Annotated in this window: 25 protein-coding genes; 4 read left to right on the top strand and 21 right to left on the bottom strand. The window is 43.3% G+C overall.

Annotated elements, in window-relative coordinates; translation table 11 throughout:
• Positions 1 to 2 precede the first annotated feature (2 nt).
• The 8 genes from ACE04G_RS25215 to metH form a co-directional block, all read right to left on the bottom strand.
• Positions 3 to 776 carry an ABC transporter ATP-binding protein gene (locus tag ACE04G_RS25215; RefSeq protein WP_221821791.1) on the bottom strand — a complete coding sequence of 258 codons (774 nt, stop codon included), beginning with the start codon at positions 774 to 776 and terminating at the stop codon, positions 3 to 5.
• A 2-nt stretch (positions 777 to 778) separates the two neighbouring features.
• The gene (locus tag ACE04G_RS25210; RefSeq protein ID WP_221821669.1) at positions 779 to 1,096 is read right to left on the bottom strand and encodes a thioredoxin family protein; all 318 of its coding nucleotides are present in this window, start codon (positions 1,094 to 1,096) and stop codon (positions 779 to 781) included.
• Positions 1,096 to 1,434 carry a cyclic-phosphate processing receiver domain-containing protein gene (locus tag ACE04G_RS25205; RefSeq protein ID WP_237174855.1) on the bottom strand — a complete coding sequence of 113 codons (339 nt, stop codon included), beginning with the start codon at positions 1,432 to 1,434 and terminating at the stop codon, positions 1,096 to 1,098. Before ACE04G_RS25205 ends, ACE04G_RS25210 begins: the two co-directional genes overlap by 1 nt.
• A 19-nt stretch (positions 1,435 to 1,453) precedes the next feature.
• Complete coding sequence (locus tag ACE04G_RS25200; RefSeq protein WP_221821674.1) at positions 1,454 to 2,302, bottom strand: deoxyribonuclease IV; 849 nt, start codon at positions 2,300 to 2,302, stop codon at positions 1,454 to 1,456.
• Positions 2,292 to 3,113 carry an Fpg/Nei family DNA glycosylase gene (locus ACE04G_RS25195; protein ID WP_221821675.1) on the bottom strand — a complete coding sequence of 274 codons (822 nt, stop codon included), beginning with the start codon at positions 3,111 to 3,113 and terminating at the stop codon, positions 2,292 to 2,294. The genes ACE04G_RS25200 and ACE04G_RS25195 overlap by 11 nt, the downstream gene beginning before the upstream one ends.
• A gap of 6 nt (positions 3,114 to 3,119) precedes the next feature.
• Complete coding sequence (locus tag ACE04G_RS25190) at positions 3,120 to 3,929, bottom strand: TIGR01457 family HAD-type hydrolase (protein ID WP_339304203.1); 810 nt, start codon at positions 3,927 to 3,929, stop codon at positions 3,120 to 3,122.
• 356 nt (positions 3,930 to 4,285) lie between these two features.
• Entirely contained in the window at positions 4,286 to 5,224 is a 939-nt protein-coding gene (gene rnz, locus ACE04G_RS25185) for a ribonuclease Z (protein ID WP_221821679.1), read from the bottom strand.
• 77 nt (positions 5,225 to 5,301) lie between these two features.
• Positions 5,302 to 8,742 (bottom strand): methionine synthase, encoded by a 3,441-nt coding sequence (metH, locus tag ACE04G_RS25180; RefSeq protein ID WP_221821681.1) that lies wholly within the window; start codon positions 8,740 to 8,742, stop codon positions 5,302 to 5,304.
• Between the two features lie 179 nt (positions 8,743 to 8,921).
• Between metH and ACE04G_RS25175 the strand changes: the two genes are divergently transcribed.
• On the top strand, positions 8,922 to 9,467 hold the full coding sequence (locus ACE04G_RS25175) for a cupin domain-containing protein (protein WP_047843398.1): 546 nt from the start codon (positions 8,922 to 8,924) through the stop codon (positions 9,465 to 9,467).
• Positions 9,468 to 9,563: 96 nt separating this feature from the next.
• On the opposite strand, the gene ACE04G_RS25170 is transcribed toward ACE04G_RS25175, so the two are convergent.
• The 8 genes from ACE04G_RS25170 to ACE04G_RS25135 all read right to left on the bottom strand — a co-directional run bounded on the left by ACE04G_RS25170 (position 9,564) and on the right by ACE04G_RS25135 (position 16,563).
• Positions 9,564 to 10,238: a GntR family transcriptional regulator gene (locus tag ACE04G_RS25170; protein WP_091020712.1), complete on the bottom strand. Its 675-nt coding sequence runs from the start codon at positions 10,236 to 10,238 to the stop codon at positions 9,564 to 9,566.
• Positions 10,239 to 10,340: 102 nt separating this feature from the next.
• Positions 10,341 to 11,975, bottom strand: coding sequence for an ABC transporter substrate-binding protein (locus ACE04G_RS25165; RefSeq protein WP_221821683.1), 1,635 nt, complete (start codon positions 11,973 to 11,975; stop codon positions 10,341 to 10,343).
• A 47-nt stretch (positions 11,976 to 12,022) separates the two neighbouring features.
• Entirely contained in the window at positions 12,023 to 12,895 is an 873-nt protein-coding gene (locus ACE04G_RS25160; protein WP_036613592.1) for a carbohydrate ABC transporter permease, read from the bottom strand.
• Between the two features lie 12 nt (positions 12,896 to 12,907).
• A complete protein-coding gene (locus tag ACE04G_RS25155; RefSeq protein WP_339177159.1) occupies positions 12,908 to 13,837 on the bottom strand; it encodes an ABC transporter permease in 930 nt (309 codons plus the stop codon).
• 588 nt (positions 13,838 to 14,425) lie between these two features.
• On the bottom strand, positions 14,426 to 15,217 hold the full coding sequence (locus ACE04G_RS25150; protein WP_221821684.1) for an HAD family hydrolase: 792 nt from the start codon (positions 15,215 to 15,217) through the stop codon (positions 14,426 to 14,428).
• A gap of 28 nt (positions 15,218 to 15,245) precedes the next feature.
• Positions 15,246 to 15,755, bottom strand: a complete 510-nt coding sequence (locus ACE04G_RS25145) for a hypothetical protein (RefSeq protein ID WP_017688037.1) — start codon at positions 15,753 to 15,755, stop codon at positions 15,246 to 15,248.
• 125 nt (positions 15,756 to 15,880) lie between these two features.
• Positions 15,881 to 16,090, bottom strand: coding sequence for a DUF896 domain-containing protein (locus ACE04G_RS25140; RefSeq protein WP_017688036.1), 210 nt, complete (start codon positions 16,088 to 16,090; stop codon positions 15,881 to 15,883).
• Between the two features lie 95 nt (positions 16,091 to 16,185).
• On the bottom strand, positions 16,186 to 16,563 hold the full coding sequence (locus tag ACE04G_RS25135; protein ID WP_076210088.1) for a LysM peptidoglycan-binding domain-containing protein: 378 nt from the start codon (positions 16,561 to 16,563) through the stop codon (positions 16,186 to 16,188).
• A 296-nt stretch (positions 16,564 to 16,859) separates the two neighbouring features.
• Between ACE04G_RS25135 and lexA the strand changes: the two genes are divergently transcribed.
• A complete protein-coding gene (lexA, locus tag ACE04G_RS25130; RefSeq protein ID WP_017688034.1) occupies positions 16,860 to 17,486 on the top strand; it encodes a transcriptional repressor LexA in 627 nt (208 codons plus the stop codon).
• A gap of 105 nt (positions 17,487 to 17,591) precedes the next feature.
• On the opposite strand, the gene ACE04G_RS25125 is transcribed toward lexA, so the two are convergent.
• Positions 17,592 to 18,893 (bottom strand): aldehyde dehydrogenase, encoded by a 1,302-nt coding sequence (locus tag ACE04G_RS25125; protein WP_221821686.1) that lies wholly within the window; start codon positions 18,891 to 18,893, stop codon positions 17,592 to 17,594.
• Positions 18,894 to 20,367: 1,474 nt separating this feature from the next.
• Between ACE04G_RS25125 and ACE04G_RS25120 the strand changes: the two genes are divergently transcribed.
• Both ACE04G_RS25120 and ACE04G_RS25115 read left to right on the top strand, forming a co-directional pair.
• Entirely contained in the window at positions 20,368 to 20,835 is a 468-nt protein-coding gene (locus tag ACE04G_RS25120) for a hypothetical protein (RefSeq protein ID WP_221821687.1), read from the top strand.
• Between the two features lie 297 nt (positions 20,836 to 21,132).
• A complete protein-coding gene (locus tag ACE04G_RS25115) occupies positions 21,133 to 21,486 on the top strand; it encodes a tyrosine-type recombinase/integrase (RefSeq protein WP_449003961.1) in 354 nt (117 codons plus the stop codon).
• 145 nt (positions 21,487 to 21,631) lie between these two features.
• On the opposite strand, the gene glnA is transcribed toward ACE04G_RS25115, so the two are convergent.
• The 4 genes from glnA to hflX all read right to left on the bottom strand — a co-directional run bounded on the left by glnA (position 21,632) and on the right by hflX (position 26,210).
• On the bottom strand, positions 21,632 to 22,960 hold the full coding sequence (gene glnA, locus ACE04G_RS25110; protein ID WP_076210082.1) for a type I glutamate--ammonia ligase: 1,329 nt from the start codon (positions 22,958 to 22,960) through the stop codon (positions 21,632 to 21,634).
• 129 nt (positions 22,961 to 23,089) lie between these two features.
• Positions 23,090 to 23,503: a MerR family transcriptional regulator gene (locus ACE04G_RS25105; protein WP_017687924.1), complete on the bottom strand. Its 414-nt coding sequence runs from the start codon at positions 23,501 to 23,503 to the stop codon at positions 23,090 to 23,092.
• 82 nt (positions 23,504 to 23,585) lie between these two features.
• Positions 23,586 to 24,839, bottom strand: a complete 1,254-nt coding sequence (locus ACE04G_RS25100) for a methionine gamma-lyase family protein (RefSeq protein WP_339177174.1) — start codon at positions 24,837 to 24,839, stop codon at positions 23,586 to 23,588.
• Between the two features lie 84 nt (positions 24,840 to 24,923).
• The gene (hflX, locus tag ACE04G_RS25095; protein ID WP_076210080.1) at positions 24,924 to 26,210 is read right to left on the bottom strand and encodes a GTPase HflX; all 1,287 of its coding nucleotides are present in this window, start codon (positions 26,208 to 26,210) and stop codon (positions 24,924 to 24,926) included.
• Between the last annotated feature and the right edge of the window lie 90 nt (positions 26,211 to 26,300).

The raw sequence follows: 26,300 nt of genomic DNA, 5'->3' as shown, positions 1-26,300 counted from the left end.
TGTTACCCTCCAGAACGTACGCGTATCCACGGACGACCATTATCCCACTGGATATCGACCGGAACATCGTACGTATGCTTAATTGTATCTTGTGTCAAAACTTCATGTTTGGGGCCAGCTGCCGCAATACGTCCATCGCGGATCAAGGCCACATGCGTGAATAAAGGTACGATCTCTTCAACATGATGTGTTACATACACAACTGTAATGTTACGCTGGCGCAGACGATCAATCTCAGCCAGCATTTTCTCACGTTCATATAAATCCAGCCCGGCACAAGGCTCGTCCATAATCAGCAATTTTGGCTCAGCCATTAACGAACGAGCAAGCATGACTTTTTTACGCTCCCCTTGGGATAACGTTCCCAGCGCGTTGTTAGCCAGATTGGCAAAACCCATGTCACCTAACAAACTCATTGCCTTTGCTTTTACTTCATCAGGAATTGTCTGATAAAAACGCAAAAAAGCATAAGCTCCTGTAGCGACGACCTCCCATACCGGATCTCTGGGTGTGAGTTTCTCAATCAACGTTTGGCTGATATAACCGATTTCCTTACGTACTTCCCTGACGTCACATTGTCCATACAAATTACCGAGTACTTCAATACGTCCCTGGCTTGGAAACATATATCCGTTCATCATTTCGAGTAACGTTGTTTTTCCAGAACCATTCCGGCCCAGAATAACCCAATGTTCGCCTTGTTCGATACGCAAATGTACGTCATCCAAGATTTGATTCTCTTCTCGTCTAAGTGAGACATGTTCCATCGAGATTATACTCATTTCAGCACCGCCTTTCGGATCTCCGAGAGCAAATGCTCCACAGAGCTCATCCGATAAACCATTTTTGGAACATCTAACTGGCCGTCAAACAGCATCACTGCTGGTACGCTTGAAATTTGAAATTGTTGTACAAGTTCAGGAATGTCATGAATGTTCATTTCGGATAAAATACCTTCTGGCAGCATGTGCTCAACGACATCTAACATACGCCGTGCTGCCGCACATGTCCCACATAAAGGGGTATATATAAATACAGCCTGTGGCATGCCTTCCCATACACTGCGCATTAACATTTTGGATGTAATTGGCTTCATTAAATTTCTTCTCCCGCAGCAACACGCAGCATGACCTCACCCGTCATTGGCCCATTATGAATGGTTACCGAATCCGGTTTATTGCTATATAACATCTCGTACATCTGGCGTTTCCCAAACATACTGGACGTATGCAAATAGATCTCGCGCGGAAATAAACCTTCTCGTACAATGGATGCCGCGACCTCACCGCCGTTAGGCGAATCCGGACCAAGCTCATAATCCAGAGACAAAATGTCCACGTCACCTTCTCTTAGCAGCATCAGGCACTCTTCTGCATTTGTTGCCAGAACAAATCCTTTCGGACACGCCCGATAGTCATCCAGAAAAACATGCATACAATCGCTCCTCTCCCCATTATAGCCAGGAACGCATGAGCGCTATATCATCATGGTGCGTTCCATCTTCGCCCGTTTCTGTCTCTAGCACAACAACCGCATTTTGGAACTCAGGCGCATTTAACAATGCTTTCATCGATTCATTTCCGATATAACCCTGTCCGATTCTCGCATGTCTATCCTTACATGAACCAGACGCATATTTGGAATCATTGAAATGTACAGCAGCAACATTTTCCCAGTATCCGAGCATCCTGCCCTTATCGAGCATCACCGCTTCGTTGCCTGACGCCCACAAACCTGAAGCAAAAGCATGGCATGTGTCAAAACAAAAAGCAATATGTTCCGGATATCGGCTCAATTTGCGAATCTGTATCATTTCTTCCATTGTCGTGCCCATCGGGCCATGATCACCTGCCTGATTTTCAATCAGTACCTTTGAATGTCCATTCCAATTCTCCAAGGCGGTATCCAGACAATGAATGAGGTTCTGATAACCCTCCAGCGGATCGTTTGTTTTGATATGTCCAAAATGGACCACCGTCCCAACAGAACCGCAAGCATTCGAAATTTCAAGATCATTGCGAATAGAAGCTATTGTAGCATGAAACCCCGCCTCTCCACGGGTCATACCCAACGCCGGATTCGTGGGATAGGGTGAATGTGCAATCGAAGCAAGTCCCTGCTGTTCACACCAATCCCTGCACTGCTCAGCATCCTTGAGATCCAGACTTTTCAGACCAAGACTACGCGGGTTCTTCGGAAAATACTGAAATGCCGTTGCCCCCATTGCATGTGCTCTCTTGGCTGCCTGAAGAAATCCACCTCTAGTGCTGACATGTGCCCCGATTCCGCTGTTAGGCCTCATGCTGGCATTTCGGACAGAAGAATGCCTTCTTGCCCGTAATTTCCACTCGTTCAATCGTTCCCCCGCAGCGCGGACAAGTCTCGCCTTCCCGATCGTACACCCGACATTGCTCGTCAAAACTTCCTGTCTTCGTATCTCCTTGCATCAGTGGCATTTCCATATAACCACCCTCAGAAGCTGCTTCACGCAACACGGACTGCATCGAATGGAACAGGCGCTCCGTCAGCTCTGGTGAAGTCGCAATGTTCTGCGTTTTGGAGCTTGGTCTCAGACCGGCAGCAAAGGCAATCTCATCCGAATAACAGTTGCCAATCCCTGCAATGATATGCTGGTTTACCAACGTTGTCTTAAGTGTGCCCCGACGACCTTTCAACAGAGAAGCAAAGCGTTCCACATTCATCCGTCGATCCAAAGGTTCAGGTCCAAGATCAGACATCGCCTCTTCGGTTTCTTTCGAAGTAAGCAGATGTAAATAACCCAAGCGCAGTCCAATAAAGAATAAAATGTGATCGCCAAACTGGATTTCCACTTGTGTGGAACGATCAGGACGTTCTTCTTCCGTGCCCCAGAAAATCATACCGCCCAACATGAGGTGCAGCACCAGACGTTTACCATTAGCCAAGTGGAAAATCAGATGCTTCGCTCGGCGCTCAACAAATATGATGCGATTGCCTGTAAGTTCATTGATGAACAGATCAGGCTCCGTATTTATCGTTTTATCGCGGTTAATTACAACACCTGTAATCAGTAGATCAAGTATGTTCTCGGACAGCAAGGTCCGGTAATTTTCCATTTCCGGTAGTTCCGGCATCGTACATTACCCCTTTTTGGAAGCTTGGTCTGCCTCTTGCGACAGCCACTCCATCAATTTATGCAAATCTTCAAACACATGATCAGGTCGAGCCTTCGCTGCTTGAATGTGTCCATCCATATTATCTCGTGTTGTCACACCAGTAAGTACCAACAGCGTCTCACACCCTGCTGCAACTCCAGCTGCAATATCGGTTCGCATATTATCTCCGATCACTGCCACTTCATGAGATGCCAGGTTTAGCCGGCTAATGGCCGACTTCATTATAACACTCGATGGCTTGCCGATGACGGTAGGATGAACGCCGGTCGCGGCTTCAATTGCTGCTCCAATAGTCCCCGCCCCAGGTGTCAGTCCGTCATCGGAAGGAAGCTGCAGATCCGGGTTGGTCATGATGAATTTTGATCCCGCATTAATCCACCTTAGCGCCTTGGTCAGTTTATGATAGGAAAATTCACGATCAATCCCCTGTATCACATATTCTGGTGCATCTTCCGTCAGCTGTAGTCCTGCTTCTTCTATGGCTTGCAGCAATCCTGCTTCTCCGATACATGCCACTGTTGCACCTGGGGACTCTTCAGCAACATATTCAGCAGCTGCCACTGCAGAAGTGCATACTTGAGACGCGTCGGCAGGTATGCCCATCCCGTTCAGATGATCTGCCACACCTTGTGGTGTACGGGAAGAATTATTTGTTACGAATAAATACGGCTTTCCTAGCTCTTGCAGTGTTCGAATAAGCTGATCGGCTCCTTCGATACGATGTCTGCCATGATAGAGCGTACCATCCAAGTCAATCAGATAGGCCTTAATCACACACAGCACTTCCTTTCTTTATTCCATTAACATTTCATGTCCTTAATCATTTACCTCGAACTTGACCGCGAACCTATGTATTCAGGCAAAAAATAATGGCTTGCTGACATATGCACGCAACAAGTCGAACCGGATCGAACACCGACGGTTTAACTCGCGCGTCTTCTGTACAAGCTTGTCATTTCCTGCGCTTTCCCGGAAAATAATTTGAATCATTTCCCTCTTCATATTGCCCATCCTACACGCTTTCTGACCAGATTGCAAAAGGGACCGCGGGAGTTCCTCTCCCTCAGTCCCGTGCAATTACCCGGATCTTTATATGACGTGTTTAACCGTGAACTGGTTCGCAATCAGTGTTAAGATTCTTGCTTGCGATGCACGACAGGAATAAGCTGGTGTTCGTTTGCAAGTCTGGTATTCGGGAATACGGACTGAGCCTCTTCCAAAAGTGGCTGAAGTTGATCCTCATCCTTATAGCGTGAACTGAAGTGAGTCATGATTAGTTGCCCTACATTGGCTGCTCTAGCCGCTTCTGCCGCTTGTTTAGAAGTACTATGATAGTACTCATGCGCTGTATCGGCCAGATCATGCATGAATGTAGCTTCATGCACAAGCACATCTGCATTGATGGAAAGAGGCTGTACATTGTCACATGGACGTGTATCACCCAATATGGTGATTACCATACCACGTTTTGGCGCTCCCAATACATCTTCTGGACGAAGCGAATCACCGTTATCCAGCGTAATGGTTTCTCCACGTTTGAGCCGGCCGAACAATGGGCCTGGTTTCAAACCGTATTCCGCCAGTTTGGCTGGGTCCAGGCTTCCTGGACGATCTTTTTCCGTAATCCGGTATCCATAGCTGTCAATCCGATGCTCAAGCAAAGCCGCTTCCACGATAAAACTGTCATCCTCGAACAGAACGCCGCCCGTATGTTCCACGATATTCAACTCATAGTTAACCCGGGATTGGCTAAGCTCCATTGTTGTACTGATCATTCGTTCCGTACCTGGCGGACCATATACGGTTAATGGTGTGGTGCCACCTTGATAGGCTCTGCTCGAAAGCAGTCCTGGAAGTCCAAATACATGATCACCATGCAGATGAGTAATGAATATTTTCTCCAATTTGCTCAGTTTAAGCGGAGAACTTAAAATCTGGTGTTGCGTTCCTTCCCCGCAGTCAAACAACCACAAAGCTCTGCGCTCATCCAACATGCGTAGCCCAATGGAAGTTACATTCCGTTGAAGCGTAGGTACACCAGCGTTAGTTCCCAGGAAATATAGTTCCATTCTGGATCGCACCTCTTTCTGTTGCCAGCAAAAAACCTCCGACAATGCGGAGGGCTTTGCCTGACACTCTACTGAATTTATGCCTTCTCTACATTAAAATACTTAGCTTGCGGATGGCTGAATACCATCGCTGATACGGAAGCTTCGGGTTCCATCATGAAACCTTCCGTCAATTCCACACCGATATCCTCAGGCTGCAGCAACTTGAACAGCGGCCCTTGGTCTTCCAGATCCGGACAAGCCGGATATCCAAAAGATACCCTGATCCCTTGATAGCGTGCACCATGACGTTGCTTCATGGTCATCTGGGCAGAATCCGGGAATCCCCATATATCTCTCATCATATGATGCACACGTTCAGCTAATCCCTCTGCTACTTCAAGCGCTACGGATTGCAGAGCATGGGAGCGGAGATAATCCCCCTGATCTTTCCACGCAGTGGATAGTTCACGTACACCGTGTCCGGCCGTGACAACCATGAAACCAACATAATCCATCTGACCGGATTCAACAGGCTTCAGGAAGTCGGACAGGCACAGGAACGGCTCGACTTTTTGACGTGGGAACGTAAATGTATGCAAAATATTACTGTTGTCCTTTGGATCATAGATAATGACGCTGTTACCACTGGATTGAGCCGGGAAGAAACGATACATAGCATGCGCCTGAATAATCCCGTCACGAACAGCCTCGTGCATGATATCATCCACGACTGCTTTCAGGTCGGTAGCCTTCTTATCACCTGAAGCAAGCAGTTGTTCAACTGAACCGCGCAACCCCAGATGATGTCCAAGCAACATCTGCATGTTCACGTATGGCAGGATATGTGATAAAGGATAGTTGCGCATCGTATGCCGCTCCAGATCAGGCGGTACAAGAACAGGATTATCTACAGCAATATCCGAACGCTCCACTCGCGTAAGCTCTGGAAGAGCCTGAACAGCTACAGCACTTGAAGCATCAGCTTCTTTTTCTGCTTCCATCTCCAGTTGCATCACTTCACGTGCAACGGGATTCATCAATTTGTTCGCCAGATCCAGACCGTCCATCGCATCTTTGGCATATACAACCATTCCGTTATATTCAGGACGGATACGATTTTTGGTGAATTTACGTGTTAGCGCCGCTCCGCCAACCATAATAGGCACATCAATACCTGCTGTTCGCAAATCCTGAGCGGTAAGAATCATCTGTTGCGCTGATTTGACCAATAGACCCGAGAGACCGATCGCATCGACTTTTTCTTCTCGATATGCCTCAATGATACGTTCTGGTGGTACTTTTATACCCAAATTAATGATCTGGTAACCGTTATTGGACAGGATGATCTCAACTAGGTTCTTCCCGATGTCATGCACATCGCCTTTAACTGTGGCCAGAATGATTTTGCCTTTAACCGAAGTCTCGTTCTTCTCCATGAATTGCTCCAGATATGCTACAGAAGCTTTCATAACCTCCGCACTCTGCAACACCTCAGCAACAATTAACTCATTGTTGTTAAAGAGACGACCTACTTCCTCCATCCCCCGCATCAGTGGACCGTTAATCACTTGAAGTGCTGTGTATTTGGCAAGTGCCTGCTCCAGATCCGGCAGCAATCCTTCTTTACTTCCTTCCACAACATATGAAGCGAGACGCTCTTCTAATGAAAGGTTCGAGATTTTTTCCTTCTTCTCAACCTTCTTGTTACGGAACGCCGCTACGAACGCCGCGAGTGTTGCATCATTTGTATTGTATAAAAGCTCTTCCGAGAGTCTACGTTCTTCTTCCGAAATGGATGCATAACGCTCAAGTTTCTCAGTGTTCACGATCGCATAGTCGAGACCTGCTTTGGTACATTCATACAAAAATACGGAGTTCAGCACTTCACGACCTGCTTCAGGCAGCCCAAATGAAATGTTACTGATCCCGAGGATCGTATGACATTCTGGCATCGCTTCCTTAATCACTCTTATACCTTCAATCGTTTCTTTGGCTGAACCGATGTACTGTTCATCCCCCGTACCTACCGGGAACACCAACGTATCAAAAATCAGGTCTTCTGGTTTGAGACCATATTTGTTCACCAGCAAATCGTAAGAGCGCTTGGCTACGTCAAGCTTGTCTTCCCGACTAATCGCCTGACCCCGTTCGTCAATCGTTCCGACAACTACCGCACCACCATATTTATGAAGCAACGGCGTAATCAGCTCAAATTTCTCTTCGCCATCCTCAAGGTTAATGGAGTTAATTATCGCCTTACCTTGTGAGTACTGGAGGGCCAGATCAATTACTGAAGCATCTGTCGTATCGATCATGAGAGGAACCTTAACTTTTTTCACAACCAGTTCAAGGAACTTCACCATGTCTTCAGACTCTTCACGGTCCGGATCTTGTACACACACGTCAACAATGTGCGCTCCATTTTTCACTTGAGCACGAGCAATTTCCGAAGCTTCTTCATACTTGCCTTCTACAATGAGTCGTTTGAACTTACGTGATCCCAGCACGTTCGTACGCTCACCAACCATGTATGGACGATTGTCCTGTTCAATGTAGATTGGTTCTATACCAGACAATGCTGGTGGATGTGTTCCGTTCATTTCTCTTGGGGGGTACTGGGCAAGTTTGTCGCGCATCGCCCGAATATGTGCAGGGGTTGTCCCGCAACATCCACCAGCAATATTCAACCAGCCCTGTTCGGCAAAAGCACCAATCTTCTGAGCAAGCGAGTCCGGTGACTCATGGTAATTACCATTCTCATCCGGAAGACCCGCGTTCGGATAACAACTAACGGCAACCGATGCCATTCCGGAAAGCGAGCGAATGTGGTCACGCATGAACTCTGGACCCGTAGCACAGTTTAGTCCTACCGAAATTGGGTTAAGGTGTTCTAAGGATATATAAAAGGATTCGATGTTCTGACCCGCAAGGGTCGTTCCCATCGGTTCGATCGTTCCTGATATCATCAGGGGCAGTGTAACACCACTCTGTTCGAAGGCCTGCTGAATTCCAATGCTGCCTGCTTTTACATTGAGGGTATCCTGTGAGGTTTCGAGTAGTAGCGCATCAACGCCTCCCTCTATTAAAGCAAGCGCTTGCTCCAAATAACTGTCGATAAGTTCCTGGAACGTTACGCCCCCAGTTACAGACAGTGTTTTGGTTGTTGGTCCCATCGCTCCTACCACATAACGTGGAGATTCCGGTGTAGAGAAACGATCAACCGCAGCTTTCGCAATTCTGGCTGCTTCCAGGTTGATCTCACGTGCCCGATCCTGAATATCGTACTCAGCAAGCACAACGGATGTAGCACCAAATGTATTGGTTTCAATTAAATCGGCTCCGGCCTCCAGATATTCTTCATGAATGCGCTGGATCAGCTCTGGACGAGTAAGCACTAACATTTCATTACATCCATCCAAATCTTCGCCGCCAAAATCTTCGCCAGTCAAATCAACTTGTTGAATCATGGTCCCCATTGCACCGTCGAGGATTAATATTCGTTGTTTTAATGCATCGTGTAGACTAATCTTATCCAATATCTTCACCCCCGCAAAACGTTAAATCTTAGTTTAACAGAAACTAACTTAATGTGAAAGATCGGGTTTGGTCCCGAAAGATGGCGGGTTTGCACGAATATGAACGGAATTTGAGAATCGACAAAAACAAAGCAATCCGATATAATTCAATTAAACCAAGTGGAAAAGAGGGAAAGAACATGGCTGAAATTGTTATCCGAAATACGAACGAACGCATCACTGGTGACGAAAATGTTCGAAATTTCTTGAACAAATACGAAGTATTATATGAGAAGTGGGACGCATCCAAACTGAACACTGATCTGCAAAATAACTTTGGATTAACTGATGAACAGAAAACCGAGGTTTTGGAAACTTACGATTATGAAATCAGAGATTTGGCTGCACGTCGCGGATACCAGATCTGGGATGTCATCACGCTGTCCGAACAAACACCAGATATCGAAGAAAAGCTGGCCAAGTTCGAAGAGATCCACACCCACGCTGAAGATGAGATTCGTGCGATTGTCGCTGGTAAAGGAATCTTTGTTATCAAAGCTACAGATGATGTCGGCTACTTTAATGTAGAACTGTCTCCTGGAGACGTTATCTCGGTACCTGAGAATACACCGCACTTCTTCACTTTAATGGAGAACAAACAAATTATTGCTGTACGTCTGTTCATCGAAAAAGATGGCTGGATTGCAGATCCATACCCTGATCCTACTTTTATCAAACAAGCCTAACAATCTCGTGTTACAACTTGCTTAACCAAAACCCCTGTTCAATTGAACAGGGGTTTTGGCATATGCATATGGAGAGTAGTATACAACATCGGTGCATTATATAAAATAATGCGGGTATTTCGCTTTTATCGATTCCTGTTCAATAACAACTAGTCTAAGATGAGCTTCCATCACCTGAACAGCTTGCTCGGTCTGACGCTCTGTGATAAGACGATAAATCTCTTTGTGCTGGGAGATAATGACCTCCAGGTTGGAGTCCTCAGCTAGACGTAATAAACGCAACCGATTAAACGGAATATTCAGCTGTTGCAACATTTTCCATGTTCTCAGCTTACCCGTGCCCTGGAACAAAATCTGATGAAACTCTTCATCCAGTTCAAAAAGTCGATAGAAATTGTTTTTCCCTATACAGACTTCCTGCATTGCAATGTTGGTTTCAAGTCGAAATCTGAACTCTTCAGGAAAAGAAACACAAGCCAAAGTCACGATTTCCTTCTCCATCTTCTCCCGCATAAACCTGCCTTCTTCCACATGCTCCAGATTAATATGAGAGACAATTGTTCCACTCTGGGGAATAATGTCCAGCAGTTCTTCTTCAGCAAGCTTCATGAATGCTTCTCTAACGGGTGTTCTGCTCACCTGCAGTTCATCTGCAATCTCTTTCTCTGAAATCTTGGTACCCGGCTTAAGTTCCAGGTGAAGAATTCGTTCTTTTAACAGGTTATATGAATATGCCCGGGTCGAGCCTCTAATTTTTTGATTAAGTGACATGCCTTGACCTCTTTCTATCAGCCGTATTCATTCATCTTAGCACAAATTACCGTTCCACTTATATATCTGTGTGAAACGGTAATCTGGCCAACATCAACTATATTATTGCTTGTTTTCTTTGTAGGCTTTGTACGTATCATTTGCCAGCTTCAGATAATTAGATAACCCTTGACTCTCAAGCTCTTTGGCAAATGTATCGAATTCAGACAAGTCCCGCTCACCCAAGATAAATTTAAGTGTATTCTGATCAGAGTAGTCTTTCAGTGGTGTACTCAGAAGTGTCACCCGTTCACGGTCCTCTGAAGAGTAAGGAATCGGTGGTTCTGCCGGAATCACTTCCTTGGTATCCTTCATGTCTTGCTGGAATTTCAACTCTTCTTCACTAAACATGGATTGCAGCAGGTCTGTGGTACCCCCGTAGGCAAATACACCACCAGAGAAACCAAAGTCAATACGCAGATCCTTCGTGCCTTTTGGATTCAAACCATTGTAGTTCACATCTTCTACCAATTTGCGTTTTCCGCCCTCTTTGGTGAATGTTTCACCTTCAACGCCCCATTTGGCAAACTCTTGACCCTCATCACTGTAGTATAACCAATCCACAAATTGCATAATGGCTTTGAAGTTTTCGCTTTTTTGAATTTTCCCGGATATCATGACACCGTTTTCAAGTCTGGAGCCGGACATTAATTGCCCTTTTGGCCCACCAGGAACTGTAATTTTTGCAACTGAGTATTTACCTTCTCCCAGCGTTTTGTTCATATCATTTCGGTGCAGCACTACCGTTTGGGAATTACCATTAATCATGAATGATTTGCCGGATACAAATTTCTGTACAGCCTGATCATCATCCTGTGTAAAACTCTCCTTATCGAGTAATCCTTCGGATACCAACTTGTTAAAGTACGTTAGCATCTCTTTGTATTCTGGTGTTGTAGCCGTGTATACAAATTCATCCTGATCTTCCTTATACGTCAATCCGTTACCAAACCCCCATCCAGCCTTGGTTCCAAAACCAGTAGCAGCGATGTTCAACGTACTATTGAATTGGAAACGGTCCGAGAATGGAATGGAATCCGGGTAGATCTCTTTCAGCTTTTTGGCTGCATCATACAATTCGTCCCAAGTGGTTGGGATGGCGATGTTATTTTCTTCAAAGACATCCGTTCTTACGAGTAATGTGTAATCTGGCCATACTTCCTCATGCAGACCCGGGAGTACATAGTACTTTCCATCTTCCTGTCGCAGCCCTTCAAGTTCATCTTCCAATCCCCATTTTTCCACTTTATCCTTGAAGTTTGGCATCAAATCAATATAATCGCTAATCGGCAGTATCGCACCGGAGGACACAAATGCAGACTCTTCACCAGGATACGTTTTGGGAATAACCAGTGGTGCATCACCGGAGCTAATCAACAGAGATCTCTTCTGAGAGTAATCACTCATCGGTACAATCGTTGGCTCAAGCGTAACACCCGTCAGTTCGGTAATTTTATTAAAAAGTAACCAGTCTTTTTTATATGGATAACTAGGTTGATCACTATAGAGTATGGAGAGATTAAATGGCTCGGTCGCCTTGAATGTATCCCCTACATTGTACGTCTCCATCGCTGCCTTGGTTTGAACTTCAGTGACATCACCTCCAGGTCCGGTACCGCTGCTACATGCTGCCAGAACAACAGTCATCATTGTTGCCAACACCATTTTACCAACAAACTTACGTGGCTTTTGATTCATTTAGGTTATCCCCCTGAATTTGGTTTAGGTATTCTAGCTTCTACGTATTACTGTTTAACAGACCCTAACATGATACCGGTTACAAAGTATCTTTGGACAAATGGATAGATGGTGAGTATCGGCAAGATGGTTAATACCATCGTTACAGACTTAATATTGGCAGCAATCTGTGTCAGGTTATCAGCTGAGGTTGCACCGGCAGACGCCCCGCTGGTCGCTCCTGCAATCATATTGCGCAAATAAATGGTGACCGGGAACAGTTCTTTTTTGTCCAAATACAGAAAGGCTGGGAACCAGGAATTCCAATGACCTACTGCGTAGAACAGCACCATGGTTGCCATAACTGCTTTACTAAGCGGCAATATAATGCGTAACAAGATCCCGTAGGTGTTCAAACCGTCAATGGAGGCAGCTTCCTCCAGTTCTTCAGGCATATTTTCAAAAAATGACTTCATGATCAGCATGTTGTATATGCTAATTGCGCCAGGAACAACAAGTGCCCACATGGTGTTGTTGAACCCAAGGGAATTAATCAACACATAGTTTGGAATCAATCCACCACTAAAGAACATCGTGAATACGGCGAACATCGTCAGAAACTTGCGACCCATCAACCTCTTTTTGGACAGGGCATATGCGAAAATAGTCGTCATAAACATGGAGATTAATGTACCTACTACGGTGTAGATAATCGTGTTTTTATAGTTGGTCCAGAACATGCTGTCACGTGAGATTGTCTTGTATGTCTCTACATTGAATCCTCTTGGGAACAGACTTACCTTACCCGAATTAATATAGGACTCACTACTGAAGGATTGTGCCACGACATTTAAGAATGGATAGAGCGTTATAAATACCACGAACAGCAGAAAGATAACGTTGAATACTTTAAATACCTTGTAAGATCTGGATTCCTGCATGATGCTCCTCCTTTACCATAAGCTTCTTTGAGTCAGTCTGCGTGAGATGGCATTTACGGAGAACACCAGAATCAGACCGATCAGCGATTCGAACAAGCCAATTGCGGTAGCATAACTGAAGTTACTGGATTCCAGTCCAACCCGATACAGGTAAGTGGAGATCACATCAGATGTCTCGTAGATCAGCGGATTGTACAAGAGTAAGATTTTTTCAAATCCAACAGCCAGGAAATTACCCATGTTCAAAATCAATAAAGTCACAATCGTTGGCAAGATCCCTGGTAACGTTACATGAATCGTTTGCTTCCACCGATTGGCACCATCGATACGCGCAGCTTCATACAAAGAATCATCAATGGTTGTTAGGGCAGCCAGATAAAGAATTGCTCCCCAACCCATACCCTGCCATACCTCAGAAGTGATATAGATTGTTCTGAACCACTCAGCCCGCTGCATAAAAGGAATATTGTCTCCGGTGAAGAAAGCCACCAGTCCATTAATGGAACCATTCACTGCTGTCAGCTGCAGGATCATACCCGCAACGATAACGATCGACAGAAAATGAGGCAGATAAGACGCGGTCTGTACAAATTTTTTGAATCGTTTACTCTTCACTTCGTTAAGCATCAAGGCAAAAATGATTGGAACCGGGAATGTAAAGAGTAACGCAAGTCCGCCCAACATCAGCGTATTACCGAATACTCTCCAGAAGGTAGGGTCCTCAATGAACATTTTGAAGTACCTTAATCCAACCCACGTTTCTCCAAATATACTTCCCCCAGGAACAAAACGTCTGAACGCAATCACATTACCAATCATCGGCCCATATTTGAAAATAAGGAGATAAATGATGGGAAGGATTAACAGTGAATACAACTGCCAGTCTTTGCGGAACAAAGTTGCTGCCGTTCGTAATCTGCTCTCTTTACGTAAAGATGTCATGGTTAACGTTGTTTTAGCGGTTTCCGACTCCATTTGTTTTCACTCCGATCCAGGACTTGATAAGTAAGAGTAATTCATGTACAACTCCCATCGTTTCTCCTCTTGTAGAAGACAACAACTCCTTCAAATTCACCCCCACTACGAAATAGATAATTTCTAAATGTAAGCGATATCAATTTAATGTATTATGTAGAATCACACAATCCAAGGTGCTTCACATCATTAATTAGCACTTACTAAGTGGTGTGATCTCCAAATCCAAAGAAGCTTTCTCAAAATATTAAGCGCTTACAATCAATCGAAAATAATAAGCAATAACTCCCTGCTTCCATTTAATGAAGTAAGTCAAAAAGAAATTGCTTTAGGACAATCTAAATACTAGTCATACTAGTATGTTAGTTATATTCTAATCCAGCTTCCCCCTAATTTCAATAACTTTTAGTAAAAAAAATAGAGATCTCATTTAACAAGGTAATTTAGTCAACATGTTCAAATAAAAAAACATTGGTAACTTCAAGAACGACATCATCGTTCATTGAAGTTACCAATGTTTCAGGGTGCTGAGGAAAGATGTTATAGCTGATCTGCTTAGAAATTAGCAATAAGCTGATTTAATTCCGATAAATGCGTTATTTCATGGTCTGGCGCATACGTTTCATTGTTGGTCTTATGCTCACGGTTAATCCATACGGATTGGATGCCAGATGATAAAGCACCACGAATATCAGTCGTTAACTTATCCCCAACCATCATGCTCTCTTCGGGTTTAACACCCAGTTTACTCAAAGCATGTTCAAATATTGATGGATCCGGTTTTCCTTTTCCGAAGTTACCCGAGATAATAATCTCATCAAAGAAAGGAGTCAATTCAGGTACACCATCCAACTTCTCTTGTTGCAAAGCAGGACAACCGTTCGTTAACAACAACAGTTTGTACTTTCCTTGTAATTGACGCAAGGTATCCATCGTTTCTTCGTATACATGTGGTCTGGATCTCCGTTCTACTCCAAACTGTGCGGCCAGTTGTTCAGCAAGATCTTCCCGATCTATACCCAATTTCAACAAGCCACGACGCCAGGATTCTTTACGGTAAACTGGAGCAAGCTGTTCCAACTGACGGAACTCAGGCTGATCCCCACCAGTAAAGTTAGCCCATAGGCCTTCAAACGGATTGATTCCAATCATTTTAGTAAAAGAAAAGGTTTCATATGATTCATACAGTCCACGTGCCTCATTACGAACAGCTTCTTCAAGTTCTTCTGGTTTAACCCCAGTCTCTTTCGCTGCGATTAGACAAGTCTCATGAAAAGCTTCTCGAACACTACGCTCATCCCATAATAAAGTATCATCTAGGTCGAACAAAATCGCTTTTAACGCCATTCCGATCATCTACCCCTTTATGCAATAATTACTTTTCGACGGTTTCCACGGTGATCTGGTGTGCTTTTGCAAACTTCAGCAAACGTTCTGCAATCGCATCTGTATCGTAACGGTTCAATAACTTGGTAAACACCCATCTTTTCCCGCGACTGTTATGTTCGATAACAACTGTACCTGGTTCGATTCTGAATTTGACGATATCGTCAACCCCAATTGAACGTTCACGATTACCCTTCGTCGTTATAATCCGATTACTGCTAATCTTGATGTATGGACGACGAAGCATGAAGATGACTGCCAAAAATACGTAAAGCAGCATCGTCACCCAGTCCCAGGTTGTCATCGGAGCTTGCACAAGGAACGTGCTCATAAACAGATACAAAAAGGCGAGACCAATCAAAAATATAGGGAACAAAAGGCTGCGTCCCTTAAAGACTTCTTCGCCTGGTGTACCTGTGATTGGTTGACCACTTTTTTTGCGCTGCTGATTTAACTGCTTGGAATTTTTCTTAACCGTTCTCTCGAACGAACGCGACATGAGAATCCCCCTTATGTGTCTTTGTATCGGCTTACATAACTGTAAACCAACATTTCCCCCTATAAATTGCACACTCAAAATAACAGGAAGAAACCTAAATATCATAATGATATCATTAGGTTTCGTTAGTGTTTGAGTTTGCCTTGGTGGCCTTTGTCATTCTCATCATCAACAATCTCAATGGTATCCAGTTGTTGTCTGAAATTGCTGCGAATATTACTCAAATAAATCTCTCTTAGCTCGGCACGTTCGGCAAGTTCTTCCTCCGACAATCCAGTGGACTTTTGCTTACGAGCCAATTCGTTAATGCGTGCTACCAGACTATCTATATCCAAGCTTGTCCCCTCCAAAAATACAAAGTCATATTAACTTTGCCATTATAAAGGCAGCTTGTCAAGCTGACACGCGTTAACACTCATTGATGTGCATTTTATTCTGCAAATTGCGGTAGAGCTAGTACTTGTCCCACTTGGATGGAAGTCGTATGAAGTTGATTCACTTTCTTAATTGCTTCTATATAAATACGTGTATCCATATTCGTCGGTTTATGTTCCAAAGAAATACTCCATAATGTTTCCCCTTGTGAAACAGCTATCTTTCCTCCAGGCAGAACATCATTCTCATTGCCGGCAAATACAGTTAAAACAGTGCTGCATCCAATAAATATAATCATAGAGGTAATGGCTACCTTTAACATCCATGAAGAAATCTTGAAACGCGCTAAAACCTTCTTGTAGTTCCCTATGTTAGACTTCACCAGTTCCGAATTCATTGGTTCATAAATGCTTTGATAAGTAGAATATCTCATTAAATACCCGCCTCCAAACGTTTGTTCCTATCTGTTGAAATCAATATAACACGAACACTTGTTTTGTTCAATATATTTTTAGAACAATTGTTCGCTTCTTTTTAGAAGGAGCAATATCTTATTTCAAGTACTTTTTCAAAACATTTGCAGTATTATGCTCTGACTTTTGGCCAATTTCTGTTCTATAAGTTAAAAAACACTGATTTAAAGCTATTTTATTTAGAACTTATGTTTGTACGAACGGAGGTTCTATGTTATAATTTTCCCAAACGTTACTAAAATGGGGTTGATACGGTATGTCGAAGATATCCAGCAGGCAGCAGGCTATTCTGGAGTTTATACGAAATGAAGTCCGGTTGAAGGGGTATCCTCCTTCCGTACGGGAAATTGGTGAAGCGGTTGGACTTGCTTCCAGCTCAACAGTACATGGACATTTGGATCGTTTGGAGAAAAAAGGTTTGATCCGACGCGACCCTACCAAGCCAAGAGCCATTGAGCTTTTGAGCCAGGAAGAATCTGAGCATTCTCATCAATTTGCTCATAGCGTTGCACGTATTCCTGTTGTTGGTAAGGTTACAGCCGGGGTTCCAATCACTGCAACCGAGAACATTGAAGACTACTTCCCTCTTCCTACACACTATGTAGGCGAACAGAAAGTGTTTATGCTTTCAGTAGTGGGAGATAGTATGGTGGAAGCTGGAATCGTTAATGGAGATTACGTTATTGTCCGTCAACAGCAAACTGCTGATAACGGTGATATCGTCGTTGCAATGACTGAAGACGATGAAGCTACAGTGAAAACGTTCTATAAAGAGAAAGATCATATTCGCCTTCAACCGGAGAATGCGACCTTCGAACCTTTACGTTTGAAACATGTTAGTATTCTGGGTAAAGTCATTGGCCTTTTCCGAGATATTCATTAATATTTAACTTGAGTAACAAAATTAGATGTAATGAAATACGAAAGAGGTTGCCCTGATCAACAGGACAACCTCTTTTTTTCATGTTTATGTTATTTTTGCGGCTAATTATTCACTGCGTTTCAGAACACTCTTGTGATGCGAGAACACATCAAAGCTCTGTTGTCCGTGATATGAGCCCATACCGCTCTCTCCTACACCACCAAACGGTAGATAATGTGAAGTCATATGAGAAAGTGTGTCATTAATACATCCCCCACCGAAGGATACTTGATTCAGAACCTGATCCTGCAGTTGCTCATCCTGTGTGAAAAGATATAGCGCCAATGGTTTTGGCCGGCGAACAATCTCATCCAGCATAGGATCAAGGTCACTGTACGTAAATACAGGAAGAATCGGACCGAAGATCTCTTCTTGCATGACAGCTGATTCCCAGTTCACATCGCCAAGTACAGTCGGCTCAATGAACAACTGCTCACGTACAGAACGTCCACCAATCAGCGTTTTGCCATCTGTGAGGAATTTCGACAACCGATCAAAGTTACGCGCGTTGACAATGTGCGGGAAATCAGCATTCTGTAACACATCATCCCCAAATTTATCTTTGATCTCAGCGCCAATCAGATTGATCAATTCATCATGAACTTGTTCATGTACAAGCAAGTAATCCGGAGCAACGCATGTTTGGCCTGCATTCAAGAACTTACCACGAACAATACGCTGGGCCACCAGCTTCAGATCTGCATCGCTATGGACAATAGCAGGACTCTTACCACCCAACTCAAGAGTTACAGGAGTCAAATGCTCCGCAGCTGCCTTCATAACAATGCGACCAACACCTGTGCTGCCTGTGAAGAAAATATAATCAAACTTCTCTTTCAACAATGCTGTGCTTGCCTCAACTTCACCTTCCATAACGGCAATATACTCCTCAGGGAAGATCTCCTTAATCAGATCATACGTCAGACGAGATACGGCTGGTGTTAATTCAGAAGGCTTGATAACTGCACAGTTACCGGCTGCAATTGCTCCAATCAGTGGACCAAAGGCCAGTTGGAAAGGATAGTTCCAAGGTGCAATAATAAGAGCCACTCCGTATGGTTCAGGGTAAATGGTGCTCACCCCATCCGGCATATTCGAATTGGTTGGAACTTGTTTTGGTGCAGCCCATTCCTGCAGGTGTTCTAATGCAAAATCCAGTTCACCCAAAACAATGCGAATCTCGGAACCGTAAGCTTCCGCCTCAGATTTGTTCAGATCCGCCCGAAGTGCATCTTGAATCCGTTGCTGATACTTTTCAATTCCTTTTCTAAGCTGTTGAAGCGCATTAATCCGATATTCGATATTTTTAGTTTGTCCTGTATAAAAAAATGTACGTTGTTCTGTCACAAGTTGTTTTGCCTGATCCATATCAACATCTCCAATTAATTATTTAAAATTTAATTGTTCAAAATTTAATTAAAGTACACCTCTTCTATATGAAACTTTCAACATACTAATGAAACATCCATTTGTATGTAATCGACGATGGTTGGAATTTTGAAAGAGTGATTGTAAGTATACTTTATATTTCGTGACTATCAGAATTTCTAAGGAAGCATTATTAAAATCTTTTGCCTCCGACAGTTTAATCCATTATAGAAAGAATTCTAATTTCAGTTTCTCTTCAATAGCTTAGTTGATAAATAATAATGGTATTGTTCTATTACTAACATGAATTGATACAATTCTTTAAATAAAGAGAGTTTTACGGTTTACCATTATCTTAATCGACGAACAAACGTGTTTTGTTATATAAATGTAAGCCTTGGTTACAGATAAACACAGGAATGTTACGTGAGATGATGAAGAAGAATTCAGGGGACATTTGTGGCCAATTTGCTTTCAGATGATTTATCCGTTCCCGGCCACAATTTTTACAGCAGCAGATTATAATCCAACAACTACTCCTAAGAGCATTCTTTGAAGAAAGTGTTAAATAATATCAAATCAACCGCACTACTTCTATTATATGAGTCATCTAGTATCTCACTGATCCGATACATTTCATGCTGATCCAAATCTGTTAGAGTGGATATATTCTTAATAGTTGGAGGAATTTTTGGGAGGTCGTTAGTAGATTTGTAGGGTGAGAAATACAAATCACAACGTTATATATGTCATAATTTACATATAATTATATGGTATTTTTAGTTTTATAATTCATTAATTTAGGAGGTATTTACATAAAAAAAGAAACTAGCCACCATTGGAGCGCTCACTGCTATTGTAGCAAGTATTGCTGTTCCAGCATCACTTGCCACTCCCTCATCTTCTGTTCAAGGTTCTGTAACTGCACAAAGTGTAACGATTCAGGCGACGCAAAAATATGTGAGATATTCAGATGCTAACAATAAGTATGAAGATGCGAAGTATGTTCCAAAGACATATACTTATGCTGATGGAGTTTGGTATGGAGTACTCAACCTAGCATCGACTACCTATTCAAACGGATTATATTACGGAAACTATGAAGGTTACGTAACGAAAATCGAGTAATTTTATCATCATAATAATATTTACGTATATTAAATACAATAATAAAAGAAGGCTTCTGAATTCAATCAGAAGCCTTCTTTTATTACAGGGACATCTATAATTTAACAATTAGATTTTTTTAAAAATAACTTGTTTCTATCAATTCAATAAACAAAACATTTTAAAATAATAATTGCAAACCCAACATTTTACAATATTATTATTTACAAACAACAATTACATATGGTATATTTATCCATGGTTGGCCAACCTAATTGCGAGAGTCTCTTCGATATTTTTAATTTCAAATAATAACTTAAAACAGAATCTTACTCTATTGGTTCTAGTATATTTGGGAGGTTTGAAAATGAAAAGATTAAGAAAATTCTCTATTTCTGTTATGGCAACTGCTTGTTTATTGGCATTCGGTTCAAGTTCTGCATTCGCTAAAACAGGTTGGGCTGATTCCTTTCAGACAGCAGAAGTGATGTATTCAAGTGTTAGCCAGTCTTCCGGATTTAGCGCAACACAGTATTTAGATAGCATGAGCGACAACGATTTTTATGTAGTCGACAATACAAACGGTTCATCCGAAATCACATATTCTGTTATAGCCACTCCACCAGCGAACTTCGACATTGTTATGGGTGTTATTAAAATGAATGCAAGCGGTGCAATCTTATCCATTCAAATGGATAACTGGAATGGACGGGGATACCCAGAGGCAATTAGTTGGAATGCTAAACCTGGTGAGAAGGTTTACTTCAGAATCATGGATAACGGCATTAACAACTACAACGAACCTTATACAATTCAATTCACAAAAACCAGCTAGATAATATTGTCGTAGATGTTCAAATGGGTCCCCCGCAAAATTTGCAGGAGGGCCTTTTTTTATTTGGAGTACTTTGAAGGTATGGTTCATAGACTACCCGTGGCTCCATGCCAGTGTTTTTTCTGTAAGCATCTAGCAAACAACTCTATCAATTTGCTAATAGAGTCCTGTTTTTTCTTCTTTGTACTACTTTACCAATCTCCTCCTCCGGAGCTTTCACAAATGATTAGCTATCTTCCACTGAAATAAAAAGAAGAATTATACAATGACACCAAGACAGAGAATCCAGGAAGAAAAATAAAAATTACTACACATCTAGTAAATGACATCAAATTTCACAGAGAGTGGCAGGAACATAACAAAGGGATACTTGGGGATAGATACCACCATGACCTTGATCTGGTTCTATGTAGGGAAGATGGAAACTTCTTGCCCAATTCATTATTCAATGCCTTCTCCCGCATCTTACAACGTTGTGATCTCCCATCACGCCCCTTTCACTCTCTCCGACATACCTGCGCGGTTCTTTTTCCTGAGTCCGGGGCAGATATGAAATTCGTTCAAGAACAATTAAGTCACGGAAGTATTCAGATCACATCAGATGTATATGCCCACATCTCTGGCAAGATCCAGAAAAAGCAATATAGATAGATTTGAGAAATTCACTGAAGAAATTTTCGATTAGAAAAATGTTTTGTTGGCATTTTGTGGGCAATTTGATTTTTCTTTAAATATATAGGTACTTGCCCACAAAAAGAAAAACCCCTCAGCGCTAGAGCGCCAAGGGATTGAGCTATTAGTACAACGTAATATATTGATCGCGTTCCCATTGGTGGACTTGTGTGCGGTACATATCCCACTCAATTTCTTTCAGCTCATAGAAGTGAGCCAAGGCGTGGTCGCCGAGAGCGTCACAGATGACTTCGCTGCGGATCAATTCATTCAATGCTTCTTTCAGGTCAGCTGGCAAGCTTGGAATGCCTTCTTCCACACGCTCTTCTTCTGACATGATGTAGATGTTACGGTCAATTGGAGCTGGTAAGGAAAGCTCACGTTTGATTCCGTCCAGACCTGCTTTCAACAGAACAGACAGAGCCAGGTAAGGGTTAGCAGCCGGATCCGGGTTACGAACCTCAACACGTGTACTCAGACCACGGGAAGCTGGAATACGAATCATTGGGCTACGGTTACTAGCAGACCATGCTACATAACAAGGTGCTTCATAACCTGGTACAAGACGTTTGTATGAGTTCACAGTTGGGTTAGTAATTGCTGCAAACGCACGTGCGTGCTTCAGAGTTCCAGCCATGAAGTGACGAGCAGTTTTGCTCAGACCCAACTCGTCCGACTCATCAACAAATGCGTTCTCATTGCCTTTAAACAAGGATTGGTTACAGTGCATACCGGATCCGTTCATACCAAACAGCGGTTTCGGCATGAATGTCGCATGTAAACCATGCTGACGTGCAATCGTTTTAACAACGAGTTTGAACGTTTGGATCTGGTCAGCCGCTTTCAGAGCATCAGCATATTTGAAGTCGATCTCATGCTGACCTGGAGCTACCTCATGGTGGGAAGCTTCGATCTCAAAGCCCATTTCTTCAAGTGTGATAACGATGTCACGACGACAGTTTTCACCAAGATCCGTAGGCGCAAGGTCGAAATAACCACCTTGGTCATTCAGTTCGTTAGTTGGGTTTCCTTTTTCGTCTGTTTTGAACAAGAAGAACTCGGGTTCAGGACCAACGTTAAAGGAAGTGAATCCCATATCTTGGGCTTCCTTCAGGTTTCGTTTCAAGATGCCACGTGGATCTCCTGGGAACGGATTACCATCCGGAAGATATACGTCGCAAATCAGACGTGCAACACGGTTCTCTGCAACCCATGGGAAAATAAGCCAAGAATCTAGATCTGGATAGAGGTACATGTCAGACTCTTCAATACGTACATAACCTTCAATGGAAGATCCATCAAACATCATTTTGTTATCCAGAGCTTTAGTCAACTGACTCACAGGAATCTCAACGTTTTTGATAGCTCCAAGCAAATCAGTAAATTGCAATCGAATGAATCGTACGTTTTCTTCTTTCGAAATGCGGAGAATGTCTTCTTTTGTATAACTCACTATAACCTCTCCCTTTCTTATCTGCGTATTTGGCTTGCCTGTTATATTTGTACATTAGAAAGTTCCACGGGTCAAGGAGTCTCACACCAAAAGTGCATGTTTTCCCCTCACTCGCCAAGTTATGCGAATTTAGTTTTTATTAAAGAATCGGGAAAGCTCTCCCTGAATGAGAGATACTTGTCCTGGTCTCTTACCTGATACAAGCTGTTGCTTCAGCAAGCGGTGCAACTGCGTATCGGACAGCTCTCTGCGTTTAACTTCAGTATCCGGCGTGATAACTGTAGCTTCCTCGGATTCTTTTGAAACAGGATTCATCACTTGTTTGATCCCCGCGATGTTAACTCCTTTTTCAATCAAAGCCTTGATCTCTAGCAATCTCTCTACGTCATTAAAAGAGAATAACCGTTGATTACCTGACGTTCTCGCAGGAACGATCAAGCTGTGCTGCTCATAGTAACGAATCTGACGTGCAGACAGATCCGTAAGTTTCATTACAATACCAATCGGGAATAAGGCCATATTTCTGCGGATTTCATCACCCATGTTCATCAACCTTCCAGTCATCTATTCTTCACCCTATTGTACATTTAGTTATTACCAAGTGTCAATGACGTGTTAGATAAACTCACAATAATTTACGATCTTTCATAGTCTGTAACGCCATCAAAACGCCATATTTGACATGAGAGTACGTTAATCCGCCTTGCATATACCCGATATACGGCTCCCGAATAGGCGCATCGGCTGATAATTCCAGACTTCCACCCTGAATGAACGTACCTGCCGCCATAATGACAGGGTGCTCATAACCAGGCATATCCCAGGGTTCAGGAACCACATGACTATCCACAGCTGCTGCACGCTGAATCCCCTGCACGAAGGCGATCAGATGCTCAGCAGAGCTAAACTTAACAGCCTGGATCAGATCTGTGCGAGCTTCATTCCAGGCGGGTTTGGTTACAAATCCGGATTCAGCAAACATCGCAGCAGCAAACGTACTTCCTTTGATAGCTTGTCCTACAATTGTCGGTGCCATGTAAAGTCCTTGGTAGATGCCACGTGTTGTGCCCAGCATTGCTCCAACCTCTCCCCCAATTCCAGGGGCTGTCAGACGATAAGCTGCCAGCTGTACGTATTGTTCCTTCCCACATATGTATCCACCGGTTTCCGCAATACCTCCACCAGGATTCTTGATCAGTGACCCGGCCATCAGATCAACTCCGACTTCTGTCGGTTCATGTTCCTCTGTGAATTCACCGTAACAATTATCTACGAATACGATAACATCTTCCTTCAGTGCTTTAACACGCGTAACCATCTCAGCAATCTCAGCAACACAGAAGGAGGAGCGCCAGTCATAACCACGTGAACGTTGAATCCCAATGACTTTTGTAGCCGGTGTAATGTTTTTTTCAACTGCTGCCCAGTCCACTCCACCTTCATCAGTTAAGGCCGTCTCACGGTAACCGATACCAAAATCGCGTAATGAACCTGTGCCATCACCGGGTTTGCCAATAACTTTATGCAATGTGTCATAAGGCTTACCCGTGATGTACAATAATTCGTCCCCTGGGCGCAGCACTCCAAAAAGAGCTGTACTAATCGTATGTGTACCTGAAGCAAAATGAGGACGTACCAACGCGGCTTCCGCGCCGAAAACATCAGCATATACTTCATCAAGCACTTCACGCCCACGATCGTTATAGGCATAACCTGTTGAACCTGCAAAGTGAAAATCACTTACTTTTCGCTGTTGGAAAGCATTAATCACCTTCCATTGATTGTGATCTGTAATCCGATCAATCTGTTGCAGTTTTCCTTCAATCTGACGCTCCACTTGATGTTGAAGTTCAGATATTTCTGAATCAAAGCTTACCATCTTACTTCATTCCCCTTCATAGCACGAATCTGACGTTAAATATCTATTATCGTGTCAACTTATCACATCAATATGTCATGAGTATTACAATTCGATGAAATCTTCAAGCATATGACCAAATTTCTCATATTCACCTTTTTGTAATTCCACTTCATAAATTACATCATTTTCTTCAAAGCTGGTATCTACTACATCACCAATTTTGTAGAGGACGGACGTAAGATCACCACGTTCTGCCGGAATCCGGAAGCGCTTCGTGTCACCTGTAAGCTCTGTCTGGATCAATTCACGGATTTTAAGCAAATCGTCTGCGTCTAATGCGCTTACTTTGATATGGTCTTTATCCAATGGAAGCATCTCAAGCTGCTCTGGTGTGCACGCATCTTTTTTGTTATACAGGACTAACTGCGGCTTGTCCCCTGAACCAAGTTCTTGCAAAATTGTATTAACCGTCCGCATCTGATCTTCACGCATAGCTGATGAGGCGTCTACAACATGCAGGATCAGGTCTGCTTCATTCACTTCCTCCAGCGTTGCACGGAACGCTGCAATCAGATCATGCGGTAGATTTTGAATAAATCCAACCGTGTCGGTAAGGACGATTTCTTTTCCACTTGGAAGTTCCATCGTACGTGATGTTGGATCCAGAGTAGCGAATAGCTGATCTTGAATATACACATCTGCAGCCGTCAACTGCTTGAGTAAGGTTGATTTGCCAGCATTGGTATAACCAACAAGGGCCACCTGAACAATACCTGTTTTTTTACGGCGTTCACGATGCAACTTGCGATGACGAGTCAATTCTTCCAGATGACGCTTCAGATCATCGATACGACCACGAATGTGACGGCGGTCTGTCTCCAGCTTGCTTTCACCTGGACCCCTTGTTCCGATTCCGCCACCAAGTCTGGACAGGTTCTTGCCATGACCCGACAAACGTGGCAGCAAGTAGCTATGTTGAGCCAATTCCACTTGAATGATACCTTCTCTAGTGTTGGCACGTTGTGCAAAGATGTCCAAAATTAATTGGGTACGGTCAATAATTTTGAGATCGAGGGTTTCTTCCAGATTCCGAACCTGTGCCCCTGACAATTCCTGATCAAAAATAGCTGTAGTTGCTCCGAGTTCCTCTGCAATCGCACGGAGCTCTTCCACCTTACCTTTACCAATGAACCATTTGGTATCACGTTTTTCCCTGTTCTGAGAAAGTACACTTAGCACTTCCACTCCAGCTGTCTCGGCAAGTTTCACCAGTTCCTCTAAAGAGTACTCAGGATTGATACCTGTACGTTTTACATCATCCGTAACAAGACTAACCAAGACGGCGCGATCTTTTTTGACCATATCTGTATCATGTGTGCCATTTGTCATGTATATGTTCACTCCTTCTAATTACTAATCCATTAGTATTCATTACCACGAATATGCCATGGCATGCCTTAAGCCGAACCGGTTGGCCCG

It is taken from the genome of Paenibacillus sp. AGC31, from assembly GCF_057334655.1.
The sequence above is the reverse complement of the archived record's forward strand: the minus strand, read 5'-3'. Positions and strand labels throughout refer to the sequence as shown.